We start from the raw sequence: 14,959 nt of genomic DNA, 5'->3' as shown, positions 1-14,959 counted from the left end.
GCTTTAGGAATTTCACAAATTAATCAATCTGTTTCAGTAATAGATGGTTTAACTAAAGAAAACTCACAAATTGCACATGCAACTAATTCTGTAGCAAATGAAGTTGATTCTATGTCGGCTGATATTGTAGCAGAAGTTAGAAGAAAGAAATTCTAAAAAACTACCCTTTAAAGGGTAGTTTAATTTATAAAATACTCTTGAATTTTATTTTTATCTTCAAAAGCCATACTTTGGAAAATTTTATCTTTAAAACCTATTTTGTATTTTGTATTATTTTGAGTTTTAGCATAAGTTAGTGCTATGCTTAGAGCAAGTTCAAGATCTTGCGGATTGATATTTTCATCTACCAAAGAATAGGCACCGATTAAATCAAAGAGTTTTAATTCTTCATATTTTTGAGTTTTTAATTCTTTTAAAAATTGATTTTCTAGCTCATTTCTACCTACTATCATTTTAGAGCCATTTGGAAGTCTTAAGTGGCGTCCATATTTTAAAAGTTGTGCATCATTAACTTGCATATTTTTATCAAATTTAATAAAATCTTTGATTTTATTTGAAAAACTCTCAAGTGTGAGCAAACATCCACCACCTGGACTTTCAAAATCTTCAAAACCAAATTTGGCAGCTAGTTCAAGTTGTCTTTTTCTACTTCTTCCGCTGATGTTTTCTAACTTTTCTCTATCAACCCAACCCTCACGCTCAGGTTTAGTTAAAGGTAAATTTTTAGCGCACATTGGACGCAAGATTAAATCTTCTTCATCAAGTGCTAGTTTTTTAACCTTGGTCATAGCATCATTTCTTTGACTCATAGGGCGTTGACCAACTACTTCTCCTGTGATGATAAAACTTGCATTTTCATCTTTTAACATAGAAAGAGCGGTTTTAAACATAAAAGCATGACAATCTATACAAGGGTTAAAATGTTTTCCATAACCATATTGAGGATTAAATAAAACTTCTTGCAAATATGCATTTTTTACATCTATCATTTCAAAACTAGCCCCTGCCATAGCAGCGCGTTTTGCCATGAGTTCGCTTTTATCGCTTGTGCCACCAAAGCCTATATTGATATTTAAAGCTTTTACCTCTATACCTTGAGAGCTTATAAGTTTTATAGCAAGCATAGAATCAAGGCCACCACTAAAAAGTGCTAATGCTTTCATTTTTTCCTTTCGAAATTTTTGGCATATTGTAGTGAATATTTTTTAATTTTTATGTAGGTTTTTATTTAAAAAACTTCTTCTTCAAAGTTATAATGAATTGCTTTTTTATCTTTTATATTTTTTTGTAATCTACTTAAAAATAATTCTAAACTTTCCTCATCATCTAAAAATTGGACATTTTTTAAAACTTCCATTAAATGATTAAAAAAATTTTCATCATTTTGATAGTTTTTTTTGATTTTTTCTAAATTTTGATTGAGCAAATTATAAATTTGCTTTTTAAAGGCTTGTTTTAAATTTAAGTTTTTTAATTTGTTAAAATGAGCAAAATTAATTTTGCAAATAGCATATAAAAATTCTTCTAAATTACTTAAAATTTTAATATTTTCGATCTCATAAAGTTCTCTTATGCTAGGATCATTAAAGTCTTTTTGTTCTAAAATAGCCTTAGCAATATCTTGATGTAAGAAATATTCTTTTGTGCTTAAAAGCTTAAAAAGTCCTATGGCTTTTTGATTTTCATATAAAAATTTCAAAAGCTCCAACTCGCTTATGTTGTTGATTTTATTTTGTTTTGTAGGAGTAAAAAAATTTATATTTTTTCTAGTATTTTTAGAAAGTTTTATATCATTAATATTTACACCCAAAAGATTTGCTACTAAGGTAGTGTAGGAATTTGCTATTAAAGGTTCAAGGTTAAAAGTATATTTTTGCACCTCTTCTAAAGCCTTTTGCTTACTAAGTGCTGAGCTTAAATCAAAATTTGTGATCAAATTTCTTATATAAAATTCTCCAAGTTCTATACCTTTTTCTAAAATATTAAAAAGCAATTTTTCTTGATGAGTAGCCACTAGTTCAGCCGGATCTTTCCCACCTTCTATTAAAACTACTTTTCCATCAATTTTTGCTAAACTTAGTAAATGTGCTGAACGCACGGCGGCATTAAGTCCTGCATTATCATTATCAAAGCACAAAATCACTCTCGCCTCTAATCTTTTTATCAAAGGTATGTGATTTTCACCTAAAGCTGTTCCTAAAACTGCTACAGCATTTTTAAATCCTGCCTTATGAAAGGCTATGGCGTCCATATAGCCTTCACAAATTATCATTTCTTTTTGTTTGTAAATGGTATCTTTTGCTAAATTGAGTGCATAAAAAACGCGTGATTTATCAAAAAGTTTGCTTTGAGGTGAATTAACATATTTTGCCATATTTGCTTCATCTAAAGTTCTACCACCAAAGCCTATGAGTAAATTTTTATGATCATAAATACTAAAAGTAATGCGGTTGATAAAACTTGCATAAGCACCATTTTCATTTTGTTTTATTGCGCCAACCTCTAAGGCTTCTTCTTGAGTGATTTGCTCATTTTGTAAAAGTCTTAGTGTTTCATTAGAACTTGGTGCAAAGCCTAGCTCAAAGGTTCTAATATCCTCATCATTTAAACCTCTTTTATAAAGATAAGTTAAAGCTTCTTTGTTTTTAGCTAAGTTTTGCTTATAAAAAGCATTAAGAGTAGGTAAGATGTGAGTGATAGATTTTTTATTGTCTTGTTTTTGTGAGGTGTAAGTAAGTGAAAAATTACTCCACGAAGCAACCTTTTCTACCGCTTCAACAAAGTTTAATTTCTCATAATCCATTACAAATTTAAAAACATTGCCCCCAGCTTTACATGCAAAACAATGATAAAATCCTTTAATAGAATTAATATGCATGCTAGGATTTTTATCATCATGGAAAGGACAAACGCATACATAGCCTGAACCTTGTTTTTTTACTTCAACATAATGAGCTATAATATCAACAATATCTGTTTTTTGTAAAAGTTGTTCTATACTTGCTTGTTCTATCATATTTAAACCTTAAAGAAAATTATATAAGCATTTAGCTATAATTGTTATAAATTTGAAAGTTAAGTTGCAAGATTATGGATTTTTTCTTTGTAGAATACCGCGATCCTTTATTCGGTCTTATTGTTTTGACGGCTTTGATTTTTATTGTTGCTAGCTCACATTATATATGGCGGTTTTTTGCAAGCAAAGATCAAAAAAGCAAGCTTGATCGTTTTGTAAAAAAATTTGAAATCAATTATACCCATCAGCAGATTTTAAAAAATGCCAATTTAAGTATAGAAAATTTAAATTTCCTAGCTCAAATTTTTACCAAAAGTGGTGAATTTGAAAAAGCTGTGGGAATTTATCTTATAGCTTTGCAAAAGACAAATGAGGCTAACCAAAAAGAATTTATCTTTTTTTCATTAGCACAAGTTTATCTAAAAGCAGGATTTTTAGAGCGTAGTGTAGAAGCTTTGTTAAATGCTTTAAAAATCAAAGCACGCAATAAAGAAAGCTTAAAACTTTTAAAAATTGTGTATTTAAAACTTAAAGATTATGATAAGGTTTTAGATGTTTTAGAATGTTTGTTTGAGCTTGGAGAAAATATATATGCAGAAAAAGCTTTGATAAAGGCTTTAAAAATTCAATCAAGTTCTAAAGAGCAAAAGCAAAAGATTAAAGAAATTTTAATTTTTAGCAAAGATAATGAGTATGTTTTAAGATTTTGTTTTTTACACTATAAAGATAAGCTTACTCAAATGCCTAAATTTGAAAATGTTATTGATTTACTTAATGAATGTAAAAGCCCACTTAATCTTGAAGATGAAAAATACCATGAGTTTTTTTATGCAAAAAATTTAAGTACAAAATCTATTCCTATCAAAAACCATAAACTAAAAATTTTAAAAATTTTAAATGATAATAAGCTAAGTGCTAATCTTAGCTTTACTTATGTGTGTAATAATTGCAAAAATCAAAGTCCTTTGTTTTTTTATCATTGTCCATTTTGTTATGAATTTGGAAAATGTGAGATTTATTATGAGGTAAAAGCTTGAAAAATATTGAAATTTATACAGACGGCTCGTGTTTAAATAACCCTGGTTTTGGAGGGTGGGCTTATGTTTTAACTTATAAAAATCATCAAAAAGAACAAAGTGGGGCATGTGAGAATACAACAAATAATCGTATGGAGTTAATGGCCATTATACAAGCTTTGAAAGCTTTAAAAGAGCCATGCGAGGTAAAATTATACACAGATTCAAATTTAATGGTGCAAAGTATTAATGAATGGCTTAAAGATTGGATAAAAAAAGATTTTAAAGGTAAAAAAAATATTGATCTTTGGAAAGAGTATTTAAATGTTGCTAAAGATCATAAAATAACTGCTTTTTGGATCAAAGCACATAATGGCCATGAATTAAATGAGCGTTGTGATGAACTAGCAAGAAATGCAGCCTTGAAACTCCAAGAAGAAAGGTTGATAGATGCTTAAAAAACTCCAAGAAAGATTAAGTTATCATTTTAAAAATGAGCAATTGCTCATCGAAGCTTTGACACATAAAAGCTATAAAAAGCCTTATAATAACGAAAGATTAGAGTTTTTGGGTGATGCTGTGATGGATTTAGTAGTAGGAGAGTTTTTGTTTTTTAAATTCCAAAAAGACTCAGAAGGAAACCTTTCTAAGCTTAGGGCAGCTTTGGTAAATGAAAAATCTTTTGCAACCTTAGCACAAAAACTTGATCTTGGAGCATGTATTTTTATGTCTATTGCAGAAGAAAATAATGATGGACGCAATAAACCTTCTATACTTTCTGATGCCTTTGAAGCTTTAATGGGAGCTTTGTATTTAGAAATAGGTTTTGAAAAAACTAAAAACATAGCATTAAACTTACTCAATGAAGTTTATCCACATATTGATACACAAAGTTTATTTAAAGACTATAAAACAAGACTTCAAGAAATTACACAAGCAAATATGGCAGGCACACCTGAGTATGTAGTGATGAAAGCTTTTGGACCTGATCATAAAAAGCAATTTGAAATTGCAGTAAAAATTCAAGGTATAGAAGTAGCAAGATCTATAGCAGGTAGTAAAAAAGAAGCCCAACAACAATGTGCCAAAATAGCACTTGAAAAATTAGGAAAACTATGAATAGCTTTGGAAAAAGATTTAAATTTACAAGCTTTGGCGAATCTCATGGTCAAGCTATAGGTTGTGTGATAGATGGTATGCCAGCAGGGGTGAAGTTTGACTTTGATTTTTTGCAAGAAATGTTAGATAAAAGAAAACCAGGTCAAAATAAATTTAGCACTCCTAGAAAAGAAGAAGATAAAGCTCAAGTTTTAAGCGGGGTTTTTGAGGGTTATACAACAGGAACTCCTATAAGTATTTTGGTGTATAATGAAAATACACGCTCAAAAGATTATGAAAAAGATGTGTTTCGTCCTGCACATGCTGATTTTACTTATTATCACAAATACGGTATTAGAGATTATAGAGGTGGTGGAAGAGCTAGCGCTAGAGAAAGTGTAGCAAGAGTGGCAGCAGGGGCGTTAGCTTGTATGCTTTTAAAAGAGTTTGATATAGAAATAATGAGTGGAGTTTTTGGGGTAGGAAGTATTGATAGCAAACTTAGTAATGATGAGTTCGATTTTAATTATGCTAAAAATAGTGAAATTTATGCTTTAGATAAAAATTTAGAGCAAAACTTTAAAGATGAAATTTTAAAGGCTAAAAATGCTAAAAATAGCGTAGGTGCAAGAGTTTTTACTAGAGTGAAAAACCCTATCATAGGCTTAGGTGAGCCTTTGTATGATAAGCTTGATTCTAAACTTGCTCATGCGATTATGGGTGTAAATGCAGTTAAGGCTGTAGAAATAGGAAGTGGCATTCAAAGTAGCTATATGTATGGAAGCGAAAATAATGATGAGCTAAAAGATGGGGTGTTTTTAAGTAATCATAGCGGAGGTATATTGGGTGGAATTTCTAATGGAAATTTTATCGATATAAAAACATATTTTAAACCAACCCCTTCTATATTTTTACCCCAGCAAACACAAAATATTCAAGGAAAAAATATCATATATGAGTTAAAAGGTAGACATGATCCTTGTGTGGGTATAAGAGGTAGTGTTGTAGTAAATGCTATGGTAGCTATATGCATGGCTGATGCTTTACTTTTAAATGCAAGTTCAAATTTGCAAAATTTACAATGTATTTATGGAAAAAAATAAATAAAAATTTAATACTTATTTTGATATGATGATAAAATATCTTTAAAAAGGGAGCAATATGAAAAAAAATATCGTATTTTTTGAAGTTAGAGGTGGTAGCGATAAAGGTGAAGATGGCCATAGAAAAGACACCATGCCTATGGTAAATGCTTTAAAAGAGCAAGGTTGGAACGCTGAGGTTATCTTTTTTGAAGTTGAAAAAAAAGACGAAATTTATGAATATGTAAAAAACAATGCTGATGCTTATGTTTCTAGAATTAACCCAGGAAATTTAAAAGAAGAAAATGAATACTTTGATATGTTAAGAAAACTTTGTGCAAATGGTGTTATAGGTATGCCTCATCCTGATGCGATGATAGGATATGGCGCTAAAGATGCACTTACTAAGCTTAATAAAACAGCTTTAGTGCCTGAAGATACTTATGCGTATTATGATATTAAAACTTTTAAAGAAAGTTTTGTAAAAACCTTAGCAAAAGGCGAGAGGGTTTTGAAGCAAAATCGTGGTTCAACAGGCGAGGGAATTTGGCGTGTGAGATTAATAGATGAACTGCCAGCGGGGGCTACAAGTGTGCCATTAAATGCAAAAATCAAATGCACGGAAGCAAAAGACAATCATACAGAAGAAAGAGAGCTTGGTGAATTTATGGATTTTTGTGAGCAATACATTGTGGGTGATAATGGTATGCTTGTAGATATGACTTTTTTACCGCGTATTAAAGAAGGTGAAATTAGAATTTTAATGCTTTATCATACTCCAATTTATGTAGTGCATAAAAAGCCTGCAGAAGGTGCTGATGCATTCTCTGCTACACTCTTTTCAGGTGCAAAATATAGATATGATGAGCCAAAAGATTGGCAAGAATTGGTAGATTGGTTTTTAGCAACCTTACCTGAAATTCGTTCAAAGCTTGGAAATTACGATATTCCTTTAATTTGGACAGCGGATTTTATCTTAGATACAGATGAAAATGGTAAAGATAAATATGTTTTAGGTGAGATTAACTGCTCTTGCGTAGGATTTACTTCTCCTGCTGAATTTGTTGAGCCTATTGCTAAAAAAGTAGCTCAAAATATCATTAATATCGTGAGTAAAAATTAACCCTTGTTTAACAAGGGTTTTAACTCATTATGCTTTTAACTATACTTTATATTATCGGAATTACTGTTGATGCAATGACGGGGGCTATTGCTGCAGGACGGCACAAAATGGATCTTTTTGGAGTGATATTTATAGCTTTGGTAACAGCTATTGGTGGAGGTTCTATTAGAGATATTTTACTTGATCATCATCCATTAACTTGGATTAAAACTCCTGAATATGTCATTTTGATTTGTGTTGCGGCTATGATTACAACAAAAATTGCTAAATATGTTATAAGACTTGAAAAACTTTTTTTAATTTTAGATGCTATAGGTTTGGTTGTTTTTAGTGTTTTAGGTGCACAAATTGCAATACAAATGGGGTATGGTTTTATAGTGGCTGTGAGTTCAGCTGTGATTACAGGTGTATTTGGCGGGATATTAAGAGATATATTATGTGCTAGGATACCACTTGTATTTCAAAAAGAAATTTATGCAGGTGTGGCCATATTAACAGGAGCTTTGTATTATATATTGCATATTTTAGGCATAGATGAATTATGGGTAATTCTTGCTTCATTGATTGTAGGAACTATAGCAAGACTTTTAGCGATACATTATGGTTTAAGTTTGCCTATATTTTCTTTTAAGGATGGAGAAAATAAAGAAAACTAATTTTATCTTTTAGATTTTAAAATGCAAGTTTTGTTATTTATAATGTTTTTATAAAATCCCTGCGAGCTCTGCTAGTAAGCAATATTTATTTATATTTTATTTTAGAATATTTATTTGATATATTAAATTTATATTAAGCTTAAATATTGAAACTATTGTTTATATTATTTTTATTTAGGAGTTAAAAGAGTGGTGACCCATACGAGACTCGAACTCGTGTTACCGCCGTGAAAGGGCGATGTCCTAACCGCTAGACGAATGGGCCAAAACATTAAATAAGAAATGAAATTATATCTTATTTAATTTAAAAAAAGCTTAATTATTTAATAAAACGCAGGTAAAAATAGCCAAATACACCAGAAGCTAATGAGGCTAGTAAGATTGCAAAGTTATCTACAAAATTAAATATATCACTCACTTCATAAGCAAGAGCATCTATAAAAAAGCTCATGGTAAAACCTATACCTGTGAGTATGCAAACTCCATAGAGTTGTTTAAAATTTGCATCTTTTGGTAGTTTTACAAGTTTGAATTTAATCGCCATATAGGCAAAGCCAAATACACCTAGTTGTTTTCCAACAAAAAGTCCCAAAAATATACCCATGCTTACACCACTAAAAAGCATATGAAATTCTATTTTAGAAAGATCAACTCCTGCGTTTGCAAAAGCAAAAAGTGGTAATATTATAAAAGCTATCCAAAATTTTAACCCATGCTCAATTTCTTCTAATAAAGCATGATTGTTTTTTGTATATACAGGAATGAATAAAGCAGTAATAATACCTGCTAAAGTCGCATGTACTCCACTTTTTAATACGCTAAGCCAAAGCAGAGCACCAAGTATATAATAAAATGATTTTCTTTCATTACCTAAGCGATTAAGTAAAAACAAGCCAACAATGCAGCAAAAGGCAACAAAAAAAGCCAAAGTTGAAAGCTCACCTGTATAAAAAATAGCAATGATTAAAATAGCTCCTACATCATCAAAAATCGCCAAAGAAACTAAAAATATTTTTAAAGAGCTTGGTATGCGTTGTTTTAGCATTGCAAGTATAACTAGAGCAAATGCAGTGTCAGTTGCTGTTGGTATAGCCCAACCTTTTAAAACATAAGTATCATTAAAATTAATAGCACAAAATATCAAAGCAGGTACTACTATACCACCTATAGCAGCTATTAAGGGTAGAGTAATATTGCTAAGAGTTTTAAATTCTCCTTGAACAAATTCTTTTTTTAATTCAAGTCCTATTGCAAAGAAAAAAATTGCAATCAGTCCATCATTAATCCATAACAAAGAAGGTTTAAAAAGCTCCCAAGCTCCTATTTTTATACCCATTTCTACACTTAAAAAATTCATATAGTGTTGTCCATAAGGGCTATTTTTGAGTAATAAAGCAAAGATTGTTGCTATTAAAAGCAACAATCCTCCTAAAATTTCAAGAGATAAAAAGCTTTGGAGGTTTTTAAATTTCATTTTTTGAAACTATAAATGAGTTTTAAATAAACATAGCCAATCACAGCGCTTAACAAAGAGGCTATTAAAATAGCAAGCTTATCTGAATATGCAAAAATATCACTATTTTGATAAGCTAAGCCATCTATAAAAAAGCTCATGGTAAAACCTATACCTGTGAGTATGCAAACTCCATAGAGTTGTTTGAAATTAACATTTTGTGGAAGTTTTGCTAAGCCTAGTTTTATACTAATATATGAAAATAAAAAGACACCTATTTGTTTTCCTAAAAATAAACCTAAAATAATACCTAAGCTAACCGAAGAAAACATAAAGCTTGGATCCATATCTTTTAAATCAACACCTGCATTTGCAAAGGCAAAAATAGGTAAAATAAAATAACTTACCCAAGGTGCTAAATCATGTTCGATTTCTTTTAAAAAAGATTTTCCATTTTTTGTTTCAAGTGGTATAAACAAAGCAGTAATCACACCCGCTAAAGTTGCATGCACTCCACTTTTTAGCATGCTTATCCAAAATACTATAGCTATAATGATATAAAAGGATTTTTTAGTAACATGAAAATGATTTAATAAATAAAGTGCTAATATACATACCAAAGCAGCGATCATAGCAAATACTGAAAGCTCGCTTGTGTAAAATAAAGCAATCACAATAATCGCACCCAAATCATCAAAAATAGCCAAGGAAAGCAAGAATAATTTTAATGAAGTAGGTACTTTTTTACCTAAAAGCATTAAAATTCCTACTGCAAAAGCCACATCAGTTGCTGTTGGTATAGCCCAACCTTGCAAAGCAAAAGCATCTTTATAATTAAAAAATGCAAAAATCAATGCAGGTACTATCATACCACCAAGTGCAGCAAATACAGGTAAAGACATAGCTTTTATACTATTTAGCTGTCCTCTTGTTACTTCATACTTTAATTCAAGCCCTATGGCAAAGAAAAAAATCGCAATAAGTCCATCATTAATCCATAAAAGCAAAGGTTTGAAAATTTCTAAACTTCCTGCTTGAAACCCAAAAGGAATATTTAAAAAGTTGGTGTATTGATCTGTTAAAGAGCTGTTTTGTAAAATTAATGCAAGTAAAGTGAAAAATATTAGCAAAACACCCGGAAAAGTTTCGCTTTTAACAAAGGTTTGAAGTCTTTGCATATAAATAGCCTTTTTAAATTTTTAATTAATGCGTTATTTTAACATAAAAAGGCTTGAAATTTAAAAGTTTAAGCAGAAAAACTGCTTAAACAGGTATAACGCGTATATTTGGACTAAGTTCTTCTTGTAAGATATTTTCTATGGCATATAAAGTTGCGCCACTTCCGCTTGAGCAACCACTGCAAGCTCCAAGATAGCGTATATATACATCTATATTTTTACTTTCACTTTTTTGTATATCAATTACTTCCAAATCCCCACCATCTCCGTGTAGCATCGGACGCACATCGCTATCTAAAACAGCCTCTACTGCTTTTAATTGTTTAACCATGGTCATATCATCAAAAGCAATATCTGCTTTACTTTGATCTTTTAATCTCTCTCTTTCCATTTCAGCTCTAGTTTCAGCTAAAATATCTACAAGGTAATAATCTTTTTTCTCATGTCCTCCAGGTTTAACACAAGATTTACAAAAAGCTCCTGCTTTTGTAAATTGTGTGATTTCTTCTACTGTATGTAAATCATTTAGTTTAATTACCTCTTTGATAGTTCCAAGGCTTACCCTAGCACATTCACAAACTATAATTTGATCTTCAAAGTCTTCAGGATTGACTCCTTTATAATGTGCTGCTGCTTGTTTGATAACATCATAAGCCATAACCGAACAGTGCATTTTTTGAGGTGGAACCGCAGGAGTTTGCGGATTATCTCTCATAGCAAATTCAACATCTAAATTTGTAATTTTAACAGCCTCATCCACGGTTTTACCTATGCAAAGATCAACCATAGTATCACTACTTGCTATTGCTGTTCCACAGCCAAAGCTTTTAAATTTAGCATCAATGATTTTATCTGTTTTTTCATCCACTAGCCAATAAAGTCTAACTGCATCACCACAGCTTTCAGCTCCAAAATCTGCAATAATAAGTTTTGCATTTGCTTTTTGTGCATCTTCTTGTGTAAATTCGCCCATATGTTGAGGGTTATTCATTCTATCTTGTACTTTTTGAGAATACTCATCCCAAATAGATCCGCCAATTAAATTATTTTTTGCCATTTTTTTTATCCTTTAAATATTTTCAGGCTTATACGCATAAGTGCTTGAGATTGCTCTAAGTCTTTGCGTTGCTTTTTTTATCTGCTCTGCTGTATAATCAATTTCATCTTCTGTGTTAAATCTAGATAAAGAAAGTCTTAGGGCAGTATGAGCTAAATCATTTTCAGCACCAATTGCTTCCATGATAGGGTTGCTCTCAAGTGCTTCACTAGCGCAGGCTGATCCAGTGCTTGCTGCTATGCCATTTTTATTTAAATCCCAAAGCATAGCTTCACCTTCTACGCCTTTAATGCTTGCTAAAATTGTATTTGGAACTCTTCTTGATCTATCTCCAACTACGCTTGTATCAGGTATTGCTAAAATTAAATCTTCTAGTTTGTCTCTTAATTTTCTAATGTGTGAATTTTCAAAGTCAAGCATAGTATTTGCAATTCTTAAAGCTTCTGCCATTGCTATAATATATGGCACATTTAAAGTTCCACTTCTTCTGCCACCCATATGCTCACCACCATGTAAAAGTGGAGTTAGTTCTATATCTTTTTTAATATAAAGCCCACCAACTCCTTTTGGACCATGGAATTTATGTGCAGAAAATGAAGCAAAATCAACTCCAGCTTTTGCAAAATTAACTTTGATTTTCCCAACAGCTTGGGTTGCATCAGTATGGAATAACGCTCCGTATTCATGAGTAATTTGAGCCATTTCTTCTATAGGAAAAATCATACCAGTTTCATTATTTGCCCACATAATACTCACTAGGGCAGTTTTATCTGAAATAACTTCTTTTAAATCTTTTACGCTAGAAACACCCTCATGATCAACACCAAGTTCTATAACTTTTACCCCTAAAGATTTTAAAAACATAGCACTAGCAGCTACTGCGGGATGTTCCACGCTAGAAATAATTACTTCATTTCTATCGCTATTTAAAATTTTATCAAAATACACACCTTTTAACACCCAATTGATACTTTCTGTAGCACAGGAAGTGATAATAATATCATCTAAATCACTTGCTCCTACACCTATATAAAGTTTATCCATAGCTTCTTTTAAGGCAGGATGGGTTGCACTACCCCATTGATGAAGGCTATTTGGGTTTCCAAAATGCTCTTTTAAAAAAGGCTTCATAAGCTCGTAAGCTTCTGGTGCAAGTTGTGTTGTTGCGTTGTTATCTAAATATACTTTCAAATTATACTCCTTTAATTAGGATAATTTTTATCTTTTTTGTTAATATACACTAAAATATTAAATTTAATATTAAATCAAGTAAGTTTTTAACTTGTGTAATAATTTACATTATTATTTTAGCACAAGTTAAGCCATAGCATTTAAATAAGAATGTAAAATTTTGTTAATACTAGCTTGTTTTTTTCTATTTTCTAAAAATTGAGTATCTAAAAGTTCTTTTTGAGTATTGATTTTTTCAAGATCAATATTAGGATTGTTTTGATTGAATTCTTCTTTTAAAACTTCAATTTCTTTACTAACTTGCTCGCTATAAAGACTATAAATAGAACTTGAATTGGCAAATTCTTTCATGTTAATGCTATGTTGATAGTTAATATATTGTTGAAAGAAAACTGAAAGCTTATCTTCTGAGGTGTTGTTTTTATCTACTCCATTGATATATAAATATAAATCAAAACTCATTTTTTCTTTATTGTTTTCATTAATATAATCTTGCATACTCATTTGACCTCTCATGAGTTTTTGAAAATTTACACTAGAGGACATATCCAACTCAATAGGCGATAGAAAAAAATTAGCTTTATTGTGATTTTGTTCTTTTAAATCATGATAAATATAATTGAGCAGCAACCCACTTTTAGAAACCTCCCCTTGTTTATTTAAATAAGGTTTGATAACAGGATTACTAGCTGTATTTTCTATGCTTGCGTTAAACGCAAAATCACCTATTTTATTATCAAGCATTAAGGTGTTTAAATTTTTATTTGATTCTTTTGCATTTTGTAAATTTTTAGCATTTTCATAAACTTTTAAAATTTTACCCTCATAAGTATAACTATAACCTTGATTTAACTCTGAAATTTGAGCTTTACTTAAAAAATCATTGTCATTGTTTTGAAACTGTGGATTTATAGTTTTTAATGTGTTGTGATAAGTGTTTAAAAGTCTTGGTAAATCTATTTTGTTATAATTTAAATTCTCATCAAGCTTTATAAGTTGTTTTGAAATTTCTCTTATACTTTTTATATTAATATCATAATCAAGAGGCAAAGCAGCTGCTTTATTAAGATCTTTTTCAAAAAAACCTTGCTCGTTGATTCTAAAACCAAATTCACTTGCATAAGTCACTTTATAGTCTAAATTAGAACCATTGATATCAAGTAAATCACTTTTAATATTAGTATTTTCTTTTTTTTCTTCTATGTGTCCAGTTTTTGCAAAAGGATAATTTGCAAAATTCTGATACGGATTAACATTAGAATTTACAAACATAACTCTTCTCTTCAAAAATATTGCTTAACTTTTAAAAAGCAAAAGCTATGCCAAAATTTTTGAATTGAAGAGAAAAATTTTAAGCGTAAATGTCAAGTAATCCTGAACTAGCAGTAGGAGTAGTAGTTGGAGCAGGGTTTGCATTTATGCCTTCAAGTACTTGCATTACTGCATTTTCATTAACTTCTATGGTTTTTTTCATCATAGTAGTTGCAATGTTAAGCATTAAGTTTGCTTGATTGTTTGTAACTTCGCCCATAACATACTCCTTTTGTTTGGATCAAAGGTATTATCGGCAAAGTTTGGTAAATATTAAGCTATATTATAAATTTTTGATAAGTAATGATTGTGGGTGTTTTCTTTTGCTTCAAGCATATCGATATAATTTTTAAATTCATCCATATCTTTAAAAAGATTTTTCATTGTAGTGCTAATTTCATTAGAAAAATTTTGAAGATTATTTTGGGCTTTTAAATATCTTTCGATTTGATAAATTCTCGCCACTTCTCTTTCATATTCATCTTGAGTCATTCTTTTTGCACTGAATTCTTCATTTAGAACTTTTTTATTATTAATAATAAAAGATTTTTTTTGATTATTGATTTTAAATTCGATTATAAAATCTTCTTTTGAAGCGATAATTTTTAAATATTTTAATTTTGCTTTATCTTCTAGTAAAACAAAACTTATGCATTCTAAAAACATATGTGTAAAAATTTCTCTTTCAAAAATATTCTGACAAATATCGGTATATTTTAAACCTAAGCTTTGTTGATGATCTAAAAATGCTATATTTGACATGATCCATCCTTTTTTC

Annotated in this window: 15 protein-coding genes and 1 tRNA gene; 6 read left to right on the top strand and 10 right to left on the bottom strand. The window is 30.2% G+C overall.

Annotated elements, in window-relative coordinates; genetic code table 11:
- Window positions 1-179 precede the first annotated feature (179 nt).
- Together CAMP5063_RS07150 and dnaG are read right to left on the bottom strand one after the other, a co-directional pair.
- Entirely contained in the window at window positions 180-1,163 is a 984-nt protein-coding gene (locus CAMP5063_RS07150) for an MnmA/TRMU family protein (RefSeq protein WP_220566459.1), read from the bottom strand.
- 65 nt (window positions 1,164-1,228) lie between these two features.
- The gene (gene dnaG / locus CAMP5063_RS07145; protein ID WP_263662126.1) at window positions 1,229-3,016 is read right to left on the bottom strand and encodes a DNA primase; all 1,788 of its coding nucleotides are present in this window, start codon (window positions 3,014-3,016) and stop codon (window positions 1,229-1,231) included.
- Window positions 3,017-3,090: 74 nt separating this feature from the next.
- Between dnaG and CAMP5063_RS07140 the strand changes: the two genes are divergently transcribed.
- The 6 genes from CAMP5063_RS07140 to CAMP5063_RS07115 are packed head-to-tail and all read left to right on the top strand — an operon-like array spanning window position 3,091 to window position 7,991.
- Window positions 3,091-4,053, top strand: a complete 963-nt coding sequence (locus tag CAMP5063_RS07140; protein ID WP_337195075.1) for a hypothetical protein — start codon at window positions 3,091-3,093, stop codon at window positions 4,051-4,053.
- Entirely contained in the window at window positions 4,050-4,490 is a 441-nt protein-coding gene (gene rnhA, locus CAMP5063_RS07135; RefSeq protein ID WP_337195074.1) for a ribonuclease HI, read from the top strand. The genes CAMP5063_RS07140 and rnhA overlap by 4 nt, the downstream gene beginning before the upstream one ends.
- Entirely contained in the window at window positions 4,483-5,151 is a 669-nt protein-coding gene (rnc, locus tag CAMP5063_RS07130; protein WP_220566461.1) for a ribonuclease III, read from the top strand. Before rnhA ends, rnc begins: the two co-directional genes overlap by 8 nt.
- Entirely contained in the window at window positions 5,148-6,233 is a 1,086-nt protein-coding gene (gene aroC / locus CAMP5063_RS07125; RefSeq protein ID WP_337195073.1) for a chorismate synthase, read from the top strand. Before rnc ends, aroC begins: the two co-directional genes overlap by 4 nt.
- Before the next feature lie 58 nt (window positions 6,234-6,291).
- On the top strand, window positions 6,292-7,335 hold the full coding sequence (locus CAMP5063_RS07120) for a Cj0069 family protein (RefSeq protein WP_263676449.1): 1,044 nt from the start codon (window positions 6,292-6,294) through the stop codon (window positions 7,333-7,335).
- Window positions 7,336-7,364: 29 nt separating this feature from the next.
- Window positions 7,365-7,991 (top strand): trimeric intracellular cation channel family protein, encoded by a 627-nt coding sequence (locus tag CAMP5063_RS07115; protein ID WP_337195072.1) that lies wholly within the window; start codon window positions 7,365-7,367, stop codon window positions 7,989-7,991.
- Window positions 7,992-8,181: 190 nt separating this feature from the next.
- Here the strand turns inward: CAMP5063_RS07115 and CAMP5063_RS07110 are convergent.
- The 8 genes from CAMP5063_RS07110 to CAMP5063_RS07075 all read right to left on the bottom strand — a co-directional run bounded on the left by CAMP5063_RS07110 (window position 8,182) and on the right by CAMP5063_RS07075 (window position 14,943).
- Window positions 8,182-8,256, bottom strand: a tRNA-Glu gene (locus tag CAMP5063_RS07110).
- 54 nt (window positions 8,257-8,310) lie between these two features.
- Window positions 8,311-9,465, bottom strand: coding sequence for a Na+/H+ antiporter NhaA (nhaA, locus tag CAMP5063_RS07105; RefSeq protein WP_337195071.1), 1,155 nt, complete (start codon window positions 9,463-9,465; stop codon window positions 8,311-8,313).
- On the bottom strand, window positions 9,462-10,622 hold the full coding sequence (gene nhaA / locus CAMP5063_RS07100) for a Na+/H+ antiporter NhaA (RefSeq protein ID WP_133319000.1): 1,161 nt from the start codon (window positions 10,620-10,622) through the stop codon (window positions 9,462-9,464). Before nhaA (CAMP5063_RS07100) ends, nhaA (CAMP5063_RS07105) begins: the two co-directional genes overlap by 4 nt.
- A gap of 85 nt (window positions 10,623-10,707) precedes the next feature.
- Window positions 10,708-11,679, bottom strand: coding sequence for an iron-sulfur cluster assembly scaffold protein (locus CAMP5063_RS07095; RefSeq protein WP_220566466.1), 972 nt, complete (start codon window positions 11,677-11,679; stop codon window positions 10,708-10,710).
- Between the two features lie 12 nt (window positions 11,680-11,691).
- A complete protein-coding gene (locus CAMP5063_RS07090) occupies window positions 11,692-12,870 on the bottom strand; it encodes a NifS family cysteine desulfurase (protein ID WP_337195070.1) in 1,179 nt (392 codons plus the stop codon).
- A gap of 126 nt (window positions 12,871-12,996) precedes the next feature.
- Window positions 12,997-14,142 carry a hypothetical protein gene (locus tag CAMP5063_RS07085; RefSeq protein ID WP_263660676.1) on the bottom strand — a complete coding sequence of 382 codons (1,146 nt, stop codon included), beginning with the start codon at window positions 14,140-14,142 and terminating at the stop codon, window positions 12,997-12,999.
- A gap of 79 nt (window positions 14,143-14,221) precedes the next feature.
- The gene (locus CAMP5063_RS07080; protein WP_337195069.1) at window positions 14,222-14,401 is read right to left on the bottom strand and encodes a putative motility protein; all 180 of its coding nucleotides are present in this window, start codon (window positions 14,399-14,401) and stop codon (window positions 14,222-14,224) included.
- 53 nt (window positions 14,402-14,454) lie between these two features.
- Window positions 14,455-14,943, bottom strand: a complete 489-nt coding sequence (locus CAMP5063_RS07075; RefSeq protein WP_133318996.1) for a hypothetical protein — start codon at window positions 14,941-14,943, stop codon at window positions 14,455-14,457.
- Window positions 14,944-14,959 lie beyond the last annotated feature (16 nt).

It is taken from the genome of Campylobacter sp. RM5063 (assembly GCF_024723655.1).
GTDB classification, from domain to species: domain Bacteria; phylum Campylobacterota; class Campylobacteria; order Campylobacterales; family Campylobacteraceae; genus Campylobacter_D; species Campylobacter_D lari_D.
The sequence above is the reverse complement of the archived record's forward strand: the minus strand, read 5'-3'. Positions and strand labels throughout refer to the sequence as shown.